This is a genomic window from Haloarcula nitratireducens (assembly GCF_019599505.1).
Window position 1 is genome coordinate 1 of record NZ_RKLT01000020.1, and the last position, 13,724, is coordinate 13,724.

General features: G+C 59.7%; 16 protein-coding genes and 1 pseudogene. 9 read left to right on the top strand and 8 right to left on the bottom strand.

Going from position 1 to position 13,724, the window contains the following annotated elements; genetic code table 11:
• Window positions 1-208 precede the first annotated feature (208 nt).
• A complete protein-coding gene (locus tag EGH23_RS21430) occupies window positions 209-1,552 on the bottom strand; it encodes an ABC transporter substrate-binding protein (RefSeq protein ID WP_220582032.1) in 1,344 nt (447 codons plus the stop codon).
• A gap of 566 nt (window positions 1,553-2,118) precedes the next feature.
• Between EGH23_RS21430 and EGH23_RS21435 the strand changes: the two genes are divergently transcribed.
• From EGH23_RS21435 to EGH23_RS21455, 5 genes are all read left to right on the top strand, one after another.
• Window positions 2,119-2,493, top strand: a complete 375-nt coding sequence (locus EGH23_RS21435) for a winged helix-turn-helix transcriptional regulator (protein WP_220582033.1) — start codon at window positions 2,119-2,121, stop codon at window positions 2,491-2,493.
• Window positions 2,494-2,636: 143 nt separating this feature from the next.
• The gene (locus tag EGH23_RS21440; protein ID WP_220582034.1) at window positions 2,637-3,662 is read left to right on the top strand and encodes a methyltransferase; all 1,026 of its coding nucleotides are present in this window, start codon (window positions 2,637-2,639) and stop codon (window positions 3,660-3,662) included.
• Window positions 3,663-3,675: 13 nt separating this feature from the next.
• The gene (locus tag EGH23_RS21445) at window positions 3,676-4,545 is read left to right on the top strand and encodes a cupredoxin domain-containing protein (RefSeq protein WP_220582035.1); all 870 of its coding nucleotides are present in this window, start codon (window positions 3,676-3,678) and stop codon (window positions 4,543-4,545) included.
• Between the two features lie 36 nt (window positions 4,546-4,581).
• Window positions 4,582-4,971 (top strand): nuclear transport factor 2 family protein, encoded by a 390-nt coding sequence (locus EGH23_RS21450; RefSeq protein ID WP_220582036.1) that lies wholly within the window; start codon window positions 4,582-4,584, stop codon window positions 4,969-4,971.
• Window positions 4,972-5,093: 122 nt separating this feature from the next.
• Entirely contained in the window at window positions 5,094-5,246 is a 153-nt protein-coding gene (locus tag EGH23_RS21455; RefSeq protein ID WP_220582037.1) for a hypothetical protein, read from the top strand.
• A gap of 45 nt (window positions 5,247-5,291) precedes the next feature.
• Here EGH23_RS21455 and EGH23_RS21460 read toward each other — a convergent pair whose 3' ends face one another.
• The 3 genes and pseudogenes from EGH23_RS21460 to EGH23_RS21465 form a co-directional block, all read right to left on the bottom strand.
• Window positions 5,292-6,710: a dihydrolipoyl dehydrogenase family protein gene (locus tag EGH23_RS21460; protein WP_220582038.1), complete on the bottom strand. Its 1,419-nt coding sequence runs from the start codon at window positions 6,708-6,710 to the stop codon at window positions 5,292-5,294.
• Window positions 6,711-7,326: 616 nt separating this feature from the next.
• Window positions 7,327-7,498, bottom strand: a pseudogene (locus tag EGH23_RS27525) (hypothetical protein).
• A 183-nt stretch (window positions 7,499-7,681) separates the two neighbouring features.
• Window positions 7,682-7,831 (bottom strand): DUF7557 family protein, encoded by a 150-nt coding sequence (locus EGH23_RS21465; protein WP_220582039.1) that lies wholly within the window; start codon window positions 7,829-7,831, stop codon window positions 7,682-7,684.
• A 153-nt stretch (window positions 7,832-7,984) separates the two neighbouring features.
• On the opposite strand from EGH23_RS21465, the gene EGH23_RS21470 reads away from it, so the two are divergent.
• The 3 genes from EGH23_RS21470 (at window position 7,985) to EGH23_RS27290 (ending at window position 9,731) form a co-directional block, all read left to right on the top strand.
• Complete coding sequence (locus EGH23_RS21470; RefSeq protein ID WP_220582040.1) at window positions 7,985-8,629, top strand: SDR family oxidoreductase; 645 nt, start codon at window positions 7,985-7,987, stop codon at window positions 8,627-8,629.
• Window positions 8,630-9,101: 472 nt separating this feature from the next.
• Window positions 9,102-9,392, top strand: coding sequence for a winged helix-turn-helix domain-containing protein (locus EGH23_RS21475; RefSeq protein WP_220582041.1), 291 nt, complete (start codon window positions 9,102-9,104; stop codon window positions 9,390-9,392).
• A 42-nt stretch (window positions 9,393-9,434) separates the two neighbouring features.
• Window positions 9,435-9,731 carry a DUF7504 family protein gene (locus tag EGH23_RS27290; RefSeq protein ID WP_425433260.1) on the top strand — a complete coding sequence of 99 codons (297 nt, stop codon included), beginning with the start codon at window positions 9,435-9,437 and terminating at the stop codon, window positions 9,729-9,731.
• Window positions 9,732-10,014: 283 nt separating this feature from the next.
• Here EGH23_RS27290 and EGH23_RS21480 read toward each other — a convergent pair whose 3' ends face one another.
• Entirely contained in the window at window positions 10,015-10,245 is a 231-nt protein-coding gene (locus EGH23_RS21480) for a hypothetical protein (RefSeq protein WP_220582042.1), read from the bottom strand.
• 188 nt (window positions 10,246-10,433) lie between these two features.
• Window positions 10,434-10,607, bottom strand: coding sequence for a TRAM domain-containing protein (locus EGH23_RS21485; RefSeq protein ID WP_220582085.1), 174 nt, complete (start codon window positions 10,605-10,607; stop codon window positions 10,434-10,436).
• A 308-nt stretch (window positions 10,608-10,915) separates the two neighbouring features.
• Between EGH23_RS21485 and EGH23_RS21490 the strand changes: the two genes are divergently transcribed.
• Window positions 10,916-11,224, top strand: a complete 309-nt coding sequence (locus tag EGH23_RS21490; RefSeq protein ID WP_220582043.1) for a hypothetical protein — start codon at window positions 10,916-10,918, stop codon at window positions 11,222-11,224.
• Window positions 11,225-11,289: 65 nt separating this feature from the next.
• Here EGH23_RS21490 and EGH23_RS21495 read toward each other — a convergent pair whose 3' ends face one another.
• Window positions 11,290-12,486: a sensor histidine kinase gene (locus EGH23_RS21495; protein ID WP_220582044.1), complete on the bottom strand. Its 1,197-nt coding sequence runs from the start codon at window positions 12,484-12,486 to the stop codon at window positions 11,290-11,292.
• Window positions 12,487-12,612: 126 nt separating this feature from the next.
• Entirely contained in the window at window positions 12,613-13,452 is an 840-nt protein-coding gene (locus EGH23_RS21500) for a formate/nitrite transporter family protein (protein WP_220582045.1), read from the bottom strand.
• Window positions 13,453-13,724: the final 272 nt, after the last annotated feature.

A 13,724-nucleotide genomic window follows, 5' to 3' on the forward strand; every position in this document is an offset into this window, starting at 1 on the left:
AGGGCGGGAGAAACCACGCGCGCCGATGCGGTTCTGTCGGTACTGCGGTGTCGAACTGCCGCCACGCGAGGAGCGGTGAACCGCCTTGGGCACGTGGTTCGAGAGAGCGACACTCTCTCGGAATCACGATACGCCGGGCAGTCTCGGACGACCTCGTAGCACTCGCCTGGTTTCTTTGTCGATATCTCCCCGACGGTCGGCCAACGCGCTACTGACTGTACGCGTTGGCCAGTTCGCTGATGACCTCTTCGTTCGAACTGCCGGAGATGAACGACGACATCGCGGAGCTAACGCCGGACGCGACGGCGGGCGGTGCTGCGAGCCCGTGGGCCAGCGACCGCGGTTGGGCGTCGCTGTTCTGGAAGTGGTCGATCTGGTCCGTGGAGAACTCGTTGAAAGGTTCGGTCGAGGCGTCTTTCCGGGGTGGGATCGCGCCTTTGCCGGGACAGAAGATCTCCTGGGCTTCGGTCGTGCCGGCGTAGCGGCACCACTCTGTAGTGGCGTCTGGCGACGGATTGTCGACCGGGTAGGGGAACGAGTCCATCACCAGCGAGTACAATCCGCTAGTGCCCGGGAAGACGATATAATCCCACTCTTCGCCGTACTCGAGGTCGTTCGTAATGTAGGTGCCGGCCGCCCAATCACCCTGGTGGATGAAGCCGGCTTGGCCGTTGATGACGCCGTTATTGGCTTCTGTCCACGAGATGGAGCCAGCGTCGCTCGGGTAGAACTGGCTGTACTCGCGGACGATATTCAGTGCTTGCGTGAGCGTGTCAGAATTGGCGTCGATATCGCCCTCCTCGAAGGTTGCGGCGTACGTCTCCGCGTCGGTGAGGCCTAGATACACCGTCTCGAAGAGCTGTGTGGTCGACCACGGAGAGTTGGTCTGGTGTGCCATGCCCGTATAGCCGGCGTCGCTGACGGCCTGCAGTGCGTCTGTGAGATCCGACGGCGCTTCGATACTCGATGGATCGACGCCGGCGTCCTCGATGACGGCAGTGTTGTAGAAGACGTTGTTGAGGCGGTGGATGTTCAGGGGCACCGTCACGAAGTTCCCCGCCGGTTTCGCGGCGGTCTTCGGGCCCGGAAGGTAGTTCTCTTTCATCGCATTCTCACTCCAGACGGAGTCGCCGATGTCCTTGAGGAGGTTCGCCTCTGTATACGGCTGCAGCGCCGCCCCGGGCCACTGTTGCCAGGTGCTCGGGTGATTACCGTTCTGGATTCGAGTCCGGATGTTCGATTGGAGGTTCGTCCCGGCCCCGCCAGCGACGAGGTTCTCGTCGAACTCGATATTGGGGTGTTTTTCGGTGAAGGCGTTCATCATCTCCTGAATCGCATCCAGCCCGTCACCTTCACCCCACCAGTGGGCGACTTCGAGCGCCTGGGTCTGTGTCGCGCCCCCGTCGCCACTACTGTCGTTAGTTCCGGTTCCGCCGGCACCGTCACCGCCGTCGCTGCCACCGCATCCGGCGAGCGACGCGGCACCTGCTGCACCAGCGATTCGAAGGGCGTTCCGTCTCGTGAGCCGTCTCTCAGAGTTGGTATCTGTCATAGTTACAGCAACACCGTGGCATCCGCTGTTGGCATTCGATAGTTAACATTGCTGTGGACTGTTAATCAGGTATTTTACATACTCGATGCTGGGATAGAGATTTGCTCGTATAGCGGTTTTCCACGTGTGATTGTAAGAAGTATCAGTAAGACTTAATAAAACTATGAGATACTATCTGGTGGTGAGCTCCCTTTCTCAAGCAGCGATGCAGGCCAGGTAGCAGGGACAACTCGCGTGAGCCGATCTCGCAGAGGAATACTGTTTCACCTACCAGCGGAGTCGCCTACAGCGATCCATATACAGTATCCTGATACAAGATACGTATCTATTTATGAGGGGCTATCTGGCGGCGGCGGAGACGAATTCGCCGGGCAGGTAACGCTGGCCGCTACTGTGTGCTCTTCATCGATGGTGGCGTTATAGTCAACACTACATTGCGAATCGCTCACACGGCATGCCGCACTTGCTGCCGGTGAACGACGAGACGACTTCTGGATAGTCCACTACTCGCAACAGTGAATTGAGGTACACTTTTGCTGGATGACTGTTAACATATAACATATTCCATGACTTATACTGACCCACCGCCGAAGCCAGATCCCGACGACGACCTGTTCGAGGTGTGCCCGGTCGCCCGAGCGTTCGAGATCGTCGGCTCCAAATGGCGACTCGCGACGCTTCGAAGTCTCCATCTATACGGTGAGCAGCGATTCAGCGACCTGCAGGAAACGACGACTGCCGATTCGGCCACACTCTCACGAATACTCGGCGATTTAGAGGACCAGGAGCTCATCACTCGTCGGCTGGAAGACCGTCCTATCGCCACCTACTACGACCTGACCGAACGGGGGGCCGCACTCAACGACGTGTTCGAGGAATTCGAGGAGTGGGCGTTTGAATACACCGCTGCGGAGATGCCTGCTGTGGAGTTGCCGGAGTAAGTCGCCGAGTCAGTTGGAGTGCGGTTTCGAGATGTTACTTGGTTGTACAACTACCAGTAACTCACGTTCATATCACAAAAACTATACTTCCCACCGGGTCGAAATCTTCGATGTGGTCACACGGACCACGGAGGCGACCAGACATGCCAGACCACGGCCCGACGCCCGAGCGGATTCTCGAGCTCGGACAGGGGTTCTGGGCGGCGAAGGCGTTGTTGAGTGCCACTACACTCGGTGTCTTCACAGAAATCGATCGTAACGGCCCCCAAACAGTCGAAGAGTTAGAGCGGACAGTCGGCCTGCATCCACGGAGTTCACGAGACTTTCTCGATGCACTTGTCGCGCTGGATCTGCTGGACCGCGAACACTACGAGTATCGGAACACCCCGGAAGCAGCGGCGTTCCTCGTCGAGGGGAAGCCGGCGTCGTTCGTCGGTTGGTTCGAGATGGTCAACGACCGGCTGTACCCGTTCTGGGGGGACCTCGAGACCGCGTTGCAGACCGGTCGGCCACAGAACGAACTCGAGGACGCTCAGACCCATCCCTTCGAGGGGGTCATCTACACCGACGACGAAATTCTCGAGCAGTTCGTCGGCGCGATGACTAGCTTCAGTATGGCCGCCGCCGACGTCATCGCCAACGAATTTCCCTGGGCGGACCACGACTCGGTCGTCGATCTAGGGACGAGTGAGGGCGTGGTGCCAAAGCGGATTGCCGAAGAGAACGACCACGTTCATGCGATCGGTGCGGACCTCCCGCGAATCGAACGGTACTTTCAGGAGTACGTGGTGGAGAGTCCCGCCGCCGACCGCATCGAGTTCCGGACCGTCGACTTCTTCGCCGACGAGGCACTGCCGGCCGCGGACGTCTATATCCTCGGTCACATTCTCCACGATTGGTCGCACGACGAGACGCGAGCGATTCTCTCGAAGGTATTTGATGCAGTGACACCCGGCGGCGCTGTCGTCGTCTACGGGACGATGATCGACGAGGAGCGTCGGAAGGCGGCGCTGCCGTTGCTCATGAGCCTGAACATGCTCATCGAGACGCCCGCTGGGTCGGATTACACTGCCGGACAGTGCATCGAATGGCTCCATCAGGCTGGCTTCGAGGGTGGGGAAGCAACACCGCTGCCCGGTCCCGAGACGATGGTCGTCGCCAGAAAATAAGCACACGCACCCAATGTCCCACGAACGTCACACCGTCGACTCCGACCGACGAACCGACTCGACAACTACCCGTAGTGCGACGGAGAGGGCCGCCGAACGGTCCCAGGCGATGCCGGATGTCGGGCGCCGCGCAGTGTTGCAAGCGCTCGGGCTCGGTGCCGCGATCACCGTTGGGAGTGGCGTCGGCGCGGCCGATCACGACGAGCCACACCCGCCGCGTATCGATTCACACTACGGCTATGCGACGCCGGATGCCGACGCCGTACCGGAGCGACTTGCGCCGGATCACACCGTCGAACTCCACGTCGGTGATCCGGTTCCCCGAGAACATGGCCTGCTGTTCCATTTCGAGCCGACGGGGCTTGCCGTAGATCCCGGCGACGTCGTTCAGTTCAGTGTTACCACACCCGATCACACGATTACGGCCTACCATCCGGCCCACGGCTACCAACGCCGAGTTCCTACGGGGGTCCCACCGTTTTCCTCGCCGGTCGTCAGCGTCGGTGGGGCGTGGCTGTATCGGTTCGAGAAAGAGGGGCTGTACGACCTCTTCTGTGCGCCACACCATATCCTCGGGATGGCGATGCGCATTGTCGTCGGCGAGCTTCCGGAAGACGATGTGCCCGTCTATGAGGATACGTTCGAGGGGAGCGAGGGGCCACCGCCGCTGTTAGCGCCCTTTAGCAAGCAGTTCCTGGAACACGAGCTCGAGCGGTTTAGTGATGTGAACGAGGACTGTGAGTGGGTGTGGCTGACGCCACAGGAAGTCCTCGACACGGACGCGCTCGACCCGGCAGCGATTCAGGCGGACGATGGAACGGTCTCGTTCGATGAGGTTATTGAAGATATCGATCGGATTCCCGGGGGCCACTCACATGGGTAGTCACAGCTCGTTCATAGGCTCTGGGCGGTGGTCACAATGACTGCTAGTGAGGACCGCTTGACGCCAGCACAGATCGATGCCGTGTTGCGAGCGTTCGAAGACGGGGAGACGGCGACCGCTGCGGAATTCTGGGCCGAAGAGGGCGCGTTCATCGATCCGCAGTACCCTGACTCCCAGTACAGCGGTCCCGATGAGATCCGAAACGCGCTCGATTGGGCCCTGGACCACATCGTCGAGGAACCCGGGCTCTCGGTTCGCAAGATATGGGCCGACGACGAGACGTTTGCTGTGGAGGTCGACACGCGTCATCGGCTGCACGACGGCACCACCGTCGATTTCCCACAGGTGTTCATCATCGAGGGCGACAACGGACAGATTGCACGGTGGCAATCCTACTTGCCATTCCCACCGCCGTCCAGCGAGTAGGTTCTCTTTCGAACTGTGGTCGCTTCTACCGTTTTCTCTTTTCTCTCAGTGGGGACCTCCCTCATGTACTCGAGGCGGCTCGTGATCTCTGTGAGTTGCCCGGCGCTGGCTCGGAGATCTATATGGTCGATGAGGATGAGGTGATGAAAGCGACGACCAGGTTCTCGTTGGCTAGGCACGATATGAAACGATACCACCGGTTGAGAGAAGTTATCTATCCGAATGATCGAGAGAGCGCCCGGGAGGAAATAACGGCGGTCATTGAAAGCCCCTAGAGAGTAGCGACTCGACAGACGGACGCCACTTCCAATCGCCTCAAATCATATCCCGGTCGGAGCCACGTCACACACCTCTCGAAACGCTCCCTGAACGACCTCCGAGAGAGCCGGGTGAATATGAATCGTCTCGGCTATCGTCTCAGCGTCGGCACCGGCCGCGACGGCCGTACTCACCTCGTGGATCAGGGTCGATGCGTCCGGGCCGATGATGTGACAACCGAGGATCTCCCCGTCGGCACCGACGATGGCCTTCGCGAACCCATCGTCGTCGTTCAGTGTGGCCCCGAGTGCTTGGTCTTCGTAGGCGTACGTGCCGGTCTCGTACTCGACACCGTCGTCGATTTCGCGTTCCGTCTTTCCGAGACTCCCTACCTGCGGGGACCCGAATACGGCGTGAGCCATGCCGGGATACTCGACCTCGCGGTCGTTGCCTCGAACGGCGTTCTCGACGACGTACTTAGCTTCCTTGTCCCCGGAGTGCTTGAACATGTAGTTGCCGGCGATGTCGCCGATTGCCCAGATCCCCTTAGCGGTCGTCTGGAGATACTCGTCGGTCTCGACGAAGCCCTTCTCGTTCGTCTCGATTCCGGCCGCCGAGACGTTCCACCGGTCGGAGTTGGGCTTCCGACCGGTCGCGATGAGCAACTCGTCGCCAGTGACTTCGATTTCCTCGCCGTCGTCGGACTCCGCTCTGACGGTCTTCTCGGTTCCGTCGGCCGCGATGGCGGTCGCCTCGAAGCCGAGGTGGAGCTCGTGTTTCTCCCGGTAAGCGTCGGTCAGCCGGTGAGCGATTTCCTCGTCCTCCCGGTCGACTAACGCCGTCCCGTGGCCGACGATGACGACGTCGGTCCCCAGCTGGCCGAAGAAGTGTGCCATCTCGACGGCGATGTACCCGCCGCCGACGATCACCAGCCGATCGGGACGGTCACGGAGCCGGAGCGCTTCCTCGTTAGTCAGGAACTCGACGTCCTGAACGCCGTCGATCGAACTCGGAATCAGCGGGCGCGAGCCGCCGGCCAGGACGATACGGTCTGCAGTGAGATGTTCGCCACCCGAACTGACGACAGGGTCTCCGTTCTCGCCGGTGCCGCCGACCTCAACCGTCCGATTGTCGACGAACCGACCCTCCGATTGGTAGAGAGTGACGTTCTCGTCGTCGCGGGCTCGCTCGGTTTTCGCCGCCGCTGCGCGGTCGATCGTACTCGTCACCTCGTCGACTATTTCGCCGAAAGCGATCTCGTCGATAGGCGCGTCGATGCCGAGAGATTCCGCGTTCCGGATGGTTTCGGCGACGTTCGCGCGCCGGATGAGCTTCTTCGAGGGATTGCAGCCGCGGTTGAGACACGTCCCGCCGAGCTGTCCGGCCTCGACCAGTGCGACGTCTTGGCCTTCGCTCGCGGCCGCCGCCGCGACAATGTTCCCCGTTCCGCCGCCAAGCACGAGTATATCGTACTCCGCCATGTGCATCGCACTGCGTCCGCCAGCTACTTCATACACAGACATGCCCACGCTTTTGACGGTGGAAGATGAACCCCACAATTGGGAGCATGGGGTTACGAAAGGCAGTAGCAACACTCACTCGTCGACGGCAGTCGGACACACGCATCCGAGAATGCCGGCGATGTGGGACGACGCTTGAGGAGGAGACGACTGTCTGTCCAGACTGTGGGTCAACCGAAATCGCGCAGTACCAATTTGCGTGACTGGCCGCGCACACCCGAGGAATTGTAGTGGGCGTCTCCGTAGGGACACGTATCGTGGCACCAGATGCGAATGAACGAGTGATTGATCACCACTCATCTCGAGGCGGCAGTTCGGCACCGCAGTACCGACAGAACCGCATCGGCGCGCGTGGTTTCTCCCGCCCTGTATCGTACGCAAACTCACGGCCACAGTCCGTACACGCTGACTTTGGCATTAGTGTCTCCAGGAGTCGCTGTTGCACTGCTGGCTATACAATATCTACGCCCGCCTGTGTGGTAAAGGTGAGCATGGGGTAGGCGAGAGCGGCAGTGACCAATCTACCTTTCCGTGGAATATTCGACGACATCGCACACCGCAACACGAGAGAACGTAGTCACTCGTTTTCGAGTGCCGCGTAAATCTCTGCGTGCCGCCGCCCATCGAGTTTCCCCCATCTCCGATGCCATCTCGCGGCGTTCTTCAGCACTCTCGGCCGCCTGATACTGCTCGTACAGTTGGCGGATCCCGTCATCGACCGGGGCCAAGGAATCAGTACTGGACGCCATTACTATCTCGAATATACCCAGTGTGGTACTCCTCGAGAGCGAATACGAGGGCCTGTTCAGATCGCTCACTATTGCCCATCGGGACGAGCACGTGACGAACTTGGCCCATACTCACACCCGTCAATACTCCCACAAAAAGTGTGCGGCGAGTGAGAAAACCCAGATCGACAGCCTCGTCGCAACTCACTTCGAATAGCCTTCTTGGAGGAATGTTCTGTCAGCTTCATACTGCGAGAGCAGCTCTTCGATGAAGTCCTCGATGGCCTCGTCGTCTTCGAGGTGACTCTCTAACTGTGCTTTGAGTTCGTCACTGATTTCGATCGTAGCGGGCACACTGTTAGCACCCAACACGGAAGTCAGTAAGCCAGTGGGAAGAAGGTACTGGCAGTTCCGTCTACGAACTCTCCGAAAGCGATTCCTGTGGTGCACAGAACGTCCGGAGCGACGACAGTCCTATTGCTGTAAAACCCCCGTCGTGTAGACACAATGGATGTCGCAGTGATCGGTGCGAACGGAGGAATCGGCCGGAAAGTAGTTTCGCGACTCGCGAACGCCGGACACGATCCGATCGGCGTCGTACGCCACGAGACGCAGTTCGAGGCAGTACGTGAGCGCGGTGGAGAACCCCGCTTGGGCGACCTCGAAGGCGAGTTCGCCCCGGCACTCGAAGGCGCCGATGCGGTGGTGTTCACCGCCGGTGCCGGCGGGGACACCGGCTGGGACAAAACGCTATTAGTCGATCTCTGGGGCGCACGCCGAAGTATCGATGCGTGCGTCGAACACGACATCGATCGTTTCGTGATGATCAGTTCGTACCGAGCCGGCGAGCCACTCGCCGCGCCGGACGCGATTCGGCCGTACCTGGTCGCCAAGCGATGCGCCGATGACGCTCTCAGGTCGTCATCGCTCGACGCCACGGTTTTGCGCCCCACTACGCTCACCGACGGTGCGGAAACCGGGCGGATATCGGCGGCTTTCGAGTCCAGCAGCGAGGACGGCGGCGAGATATCGCGTGCTAACGTCGCGCAGACGGTTGTCGCCTGTCTCGATACCGAGACGGTAGTCGGCGAAACGATCCGACTCTTTGGCGGTGATACCCCCATCGAACAGGCACTCGACCCCAACGAGTAAGCAACCACGAGTCTCACGCGTCCAACCCAGTCCCAGTGGAACAGTAGGAGTCTGCTCCGGTTACAACGCGGAGAACGTCAATGGGCCCATACGAATGCTCAGCAAGCGAGGGCGGATATATTGGCGGTCACGACGGTTGCTCTCTCGACCGTTGCGGTGATTGCATAGCTATCTCGATGAGCACCGTGCTTACTACGCTTTACAATCACATTACATGGCTACTCCCAGCGCTGTGCTGCCAGTAGAGCCCCGGCGTCCGTCGACCTCGCTTCGTTCTCACTATCACTCTGTTTCGAAAAGGACAGTATAGCACAACTAACGAAACAACTGGTTACCGACAACACTCCTCGTATTTGAAGCGCCTTAGCCAGCTAAACAATCAGCGCTGTTCATCTGCTTCCACCCAGTAGATATGCACTCACCACACCATGACGAAAGACGACACACAGCATCGACAGATGCAGATTCACCCATGACGAGTGACGACCAGTGGGACGACGTGAGCTTCGCCATCAGTTCGCGGTACCGTGTCAACACGCTGCGACGCCTCGCGAAAGGCCCAGCGACACCCTCGCTCATCGCGGAGGAAACCGATCGCAGTATCGCACATATCTCCCGCGCGCTCAACGAACTCCGTGAGGCGGATCTCGCTACACTACTTGTCTCCGAGGATCGTCGCAAAGGTCGCGTGTATGGACTGACAGAGACCGGTGAGGATGTCTGGGAGACGATCGAGAACCAGAATATGGCTGACGCCGGTTGACCTTGCTCCAGCAGACTCGCGATCCGCGAGAGCCACCAGAAACTGTTTTCCGTCTCAGCGCTGATCGCCCACGCCGAGCTGGAGGCAGTGTCGCGCTTTATTCATATGTTCTCGGGCCGGGTCATCGCAACTGATGACCTGGGCGTATTCGTACTCGATAGCTCGATGCAGGATGATCTGACGGTCGATGTGATCGAACAGTACTGTGACGGAGCTATCGGCGTCCAGATGACTGACGACGACAATACTGTAATACGAGCCCGTGGATTAGGCATTGACTCGCCATCGTGGTGCCAGTTCTCCGCGAGTCCCCAGGATCAACAGCGGCATCAGCCGTAGCGAGCGCTCTCTTTCGGAGAAGGCTTGCGAGTGTGAGGGAGGCGAACGGCCGTTGACTAGTCCACTACGCGCCGTCAGTGAGAGGTATCTCTCACTAATACGGCTACTCAGTTAGGCGAAGTAACACGTCCGTCCCAGCACTTACCCGCGTGGGGAACCGAGACGAGTCACACTCCTCAGTATGTGTCCAGCAGAGTCTTCCACCCAGTCGGCCGACTTCCGGAGTCAGCCGCCGGTTCAGTGTCCTGCGTGTGAGTCTGCGCTCCAGTCCAACGACACGCCATCATTCCTGCTCCTCGATCAGCTTACGGTTCCGCTGGTGGGCTGTGACGACCATCTCGCGCAGTTCGCCGACATCTGTGCGTATACGACCACAGACACGGCTGAACTCCTCGACCATCACCCCGCCGGTGGTGTGAACTGCCCCAGCTGCCACCTCGCAGCCCACAACCCACGTCATCCAGTGATTCCAGTCCAAGATGGCGCAGTTGCTGTACTTGCCTGCCAGAACCATCAGACACAGATCGCCGACCGATTCCAGACCGGGCTCAGCACCCGCCAACGGCTCACAACCTCGTTCGACACGAGATAGACTCGATAGTGGCCGGCAACGTGAACAAGACGGATCCGAGTATCGTCTTTCTCGGGCCGCTGCGCTACTTCCACCGTGAACTGGGGGGGTTTCGAGAACCTACGCTCTCGCTAACCCCACTCGTCGAGAGGGAGCCGCTCCGTTACCTCAGCGAAGGCCGCGTTTGCTCGCACGTGTTGAATCTCGACAGCAACGCGTTCGCCAAGTTCCGCATCAGGGACGATCCCGACGTACTCTCGCTCGAATCGCGCGATGCCATCATCTTGTTCACCGATCGCTTCGATTTCGGTCCGCCGCGTCTCCCCTCTTTCGGCTGGCGGCCCCCCACGCCCCGCTGACTGTGAGCCTGCGCTCCGTTGTTGCGGGCTCGACTCGGTCGCGAGTGGGCGACCCGATACGTCCCTCCTACTTCCGGCTCACAAGCCTCAATAGCTCCGTTTTCGGCAAACTAGCCACCGCTGTGCATCGTCACTCTTCGCGGTCGATCGACCGCCACACAGGTCCATAATTGATAGGCACATCCTTGACGACTCGCACGTCCCCCGCTCGGCCGTCCGGTATAAGGTTGCGTCGTCCCACAGCACCGAGTGCGATGACTCCCGATACCGATGATACCGAAGTCGAGTACGCGACCGAACCAACACTCGCCAGAACGCTCATCGAGGACCGCGGCGGGTATCCGGGACATCCCCCCGAATCGGAAGGCGAAGGGGACCGCGGTCTGCTTCGGATCGGATTCCGTGACCAGGACGAAGACCTCAAAGAGATCTCTTGGGAGCAGTTTCGGGAGGAATTCGAGGAAAAGGAACTCGCGGTAGCCTACCGGCCCGACGAAGAGCCCGTCGAAAACGACCAACCCGTCGCCTTACTCGAGCGAGAAGAACTCGAAGGACAGTCGTAGCACTAGCATCGCTTCACCGCAGAGTCAGCGAAGGAGATAGGCCGTACAGTAAGAACGGGAATCACTCAGTCACTCGCTCGGAAGTCGACATCTCTGAACTCGAATCGGGCCCCACCAGCCGTACTCTCCGTTACTGTCGTCGTCCACTCGTAGACCGCCGCGAGTTCTCGCACGAACGCCAGTCCCAGCCCGGTGCCGCCTTCGTCGCCTGCCGTCGTGAATCCCGTGTCGAAGACCACGTCTCGATGTGCAGCCGGAATCCCAGTTCCATCATCCGCCACGTAAAACCCGTTGTCTAGTTTCCCGACTTCCACAGTCACATCCCCGCCCCCGTGCTGAACTGCGTTCTCGAAGAGATTTCGGAATAGGTGCCGAAGATACGTCTCGTCTGCTCGTATCACACCGTCGAGTTCGAGATCGAGTGTCGCCTCCGGCGTGGCCCCCTCGTCCCACGCGGCCTGAACCACGTCCGCCAGCGAAAGCGGATTCCGTTCTCCAACGGCGTCACGGCCCTTCGTCAATACCAACATGACGTCAACCATGTCCTCGATCCGGTCGAACGCCTCCGTGACGTACTCGACGGCCTCTGGAGCGACCTCTGTCGGCAGTTGGTGGCTGTAAATCTGGCCGATCGTCACTGGATTTCGGAGTTCATGCGCGAGCATACTGGCGAAACTCTCGAGCCGCGTATTGGACTCTTGGAGCTTCGCAACCGTCGTTTCGAGTTTGTTCTGGTATTCGTGGCGTTCGATGGCCGCGGCGAGGAGATTCGACACGCTCTGAACGAATTTCACGTCGTATTCGGTGAACTCCCGACGCTCGGTCGTGTGTGTCCCGAGAATACCCCACGGTTCATCGACGGTGCCGATGATAACGCTGATGCCGCTGACCACGTCGTGCTCCACGAGCAAATCGGGGCCACTAAACCGGTCTTCGGTGCGGAGATCGTCGACGACAATTGGTTCCTCAGAGATGAGCGTATACCCGGCCTGGGAGTCTACGTCCGTCGGGACGGTCGCATCTCCCACGAGGCCGTCTTGCCAGCCGACACCCTGTCTGAGGAAGAGTTCGTCGCCAGAGGGGAGGAGTTCGAGTGCCTTGCAGTAGTCGTTGCCGAGGGTGTCAGCGACGGCTACCGAGGCATCGTGCATGAGTCGGTCGAGGTCGTCATCTTCGAGGGCTTGCTGGCCGAGGTCGGTGATGACTTCCTGTTGGCGTATCCGCGCCTGAAGTTCAGTGTCCCCACCAGACGGTGAACCCATGATGTAATTCTTTGTGGCGCCCTTGTGTAAAGCCTTCTCTGCAGATCATCGCGACCCTGTAGAGGAGCGTCTGAATCCGGTGCAAAACAGGCCCGATATGCCGGAATCTGAAATGTAAATTCGGCCCTACATCTGCTGTTCGTCGCGAGTCCTCTCCACTGAGACGTTGATGTCTTGCTTCGCGGCACCAGGCCGGACACCGTGGCCGTACTTCAGGAGGCCGACGAAGATGGTGCCGCCGATGACGTTGCCGATGGTACTCCAGACGAGGAACGTGAGAAACTCAGAGATGGCGATCCCGTCTTCAACGAACACGCCCATGAGGACCTCGATGCTGCCTGCGATCGAGTGAGGGAGATGACTCAGGCCGATGGCAACTGCGACGATCCAGACGAACGCGGCCTGACTGATGGTGTTCTGGCCGGCTGCCACCAGCCACGTCATCAAGCCCATCAGCCAGCCCGCCAGGACGCCGGCGAGAAGCGTGACTGACCACGAGTACGCCACGAGTTTACGGCCGAGTTCCACGAACGCCGCCCGATGGGCTGTCCCCAACTCTACCCCGATATGGACCGCGAGACCCGCGAAGATCGCACCGCCGACGAGATTGGCTACGTAGATGACGCCCCACAGCCGCGCGAGGTCCGTGAGCGACCCCTGCCCGTTGAGCACCGGTACGACTGCCAACGTGGTGTGCTCGGTGAACAGTTCCGACCGCCCCACCACGACGAAGATGAACCCGACCGCATAGGCGTTCGCCAGCAAAATCCCGGTGATGGGGTCGGAGAACACTCCCTGACTCATCGTGAGCACGACCGCCATCAGGAACGGGCCGAAACCGATGTCTAACCCCGCTGACAATCCCGAGAGTAACAGCCCCGAGGTCGGCCGATTGAGTTCGCTCAACCCTTCCTCGATTTCCCTTCTCAGTATCTCTCGATACGAAGACGTTGACTCGGGAGTCATCGTTTGCGATTCCGTCGCATTTTGAGGGATTCGATGAAAGAATCTGGCGGATTAGAATGCGCTGAACTCTCCTTATTCGCGGCGGAAATTGCTATGCAGTACTTTCTGACCCCGCGGTGATTGCGGCAGGCAGGGGGCTCACGTCTTGAAGCGCTTCTCCGACCGTCTGTTTCCAGTGGCCGCCAGTTATTCCCCGATCGTGGTCGAAAACACGAGGGCGGAGCGCCCTATTCCCATACGATATCGTATTCCGACTTATGAGGGTCTCCAAA

Coding starts and splice junctions, on each gene's coding strand:
- EGH23_RS21435 (WP_220582033.1), top strand. CDS start 2,119: ATGACTTATACTGACCCACCGCCGAAGCCAGATCCCGACGACGACCTG.
- EGH23_RS21475 (WP_220582041.1), top strand. CDS start 9,102: ATGACGAGTGACGACCAGTGGGACGACGTGAGCTTCGCCATCAGTTCG.
- EGH23_RS21495 (WP_220582044.1), bottom strand. CDS start 12,486: ATGGGTTCACCGTCTGGTGGGGACACTGAACTTCAGGCGCGGATACGC.
- EGH23_RS21470 (WP_220582040.1), top strand. CDS start 7,985: ATGGATGTCGCAGTGATCGGTGCGAACGGAGGAATCGGCCGGAAAGTA.
- EGH23_RS21455 (WP_220582037.1), top strand. CDS start 5,094: ATGGTCGATGAGGATGAGGTGATGAAAGCGACGACCAGGTTCTCGTTG.
- EGH23_RS21480 (WP_220582042.1), bottom strand. CDS start 10,245: ATGGTTCTGGCAGGCAAGTACAGCAACTGCGCCATCTTGGACTGGAAT.
- EGH23_RS21445 (WP_220582035.1), top strand. CDS start 3,676: ATGTCCCACGAACGTCACACCGTCGACTCCGACCGACGAACCGACTCG.
- EGH23_RS21460 (WP_220582038.1), bottom strand. CDS start 6,710: ATGGCGGAGTACGATATACTCGTGCTTGGCGGCGGAACGGGGAACATT.
- EGH23_RS21450 (WP_220582036.1), top strand. CDS start 4,582: ATGACTGCTAGTGAGGACCGCTTGACGCCAGCACAGATCGATGCCGTG.
- EGH23_RS21500 (WP_220582045.1), bottom strand. CDS start 13,452: ATGACTCCCGAGTCAACGTCTTCGTATCGAGAGATACTGAGAAGGGAA.
- EGH23_RS21430 (WP_220582032.1), bottom strand. CDS start 1,552: ATGACAGATACCAACTCTGAGAGACGGCTCACGAGACGGAACGCCCTT.
- EGH23_RS21440 (WP_220582034.1), top strand. CDS start 2,637: ATGCCAGACCACGGCCCGACGCCCGAGCGGATTCTCGAGCTCGGACAG.
- EGH23_RS21490 (WP_220582043.1), top strand. CDS start 10,916: ATGACTCCCGATACCGATGATACCGAAGTCGAGTACGCGACCGAACCA.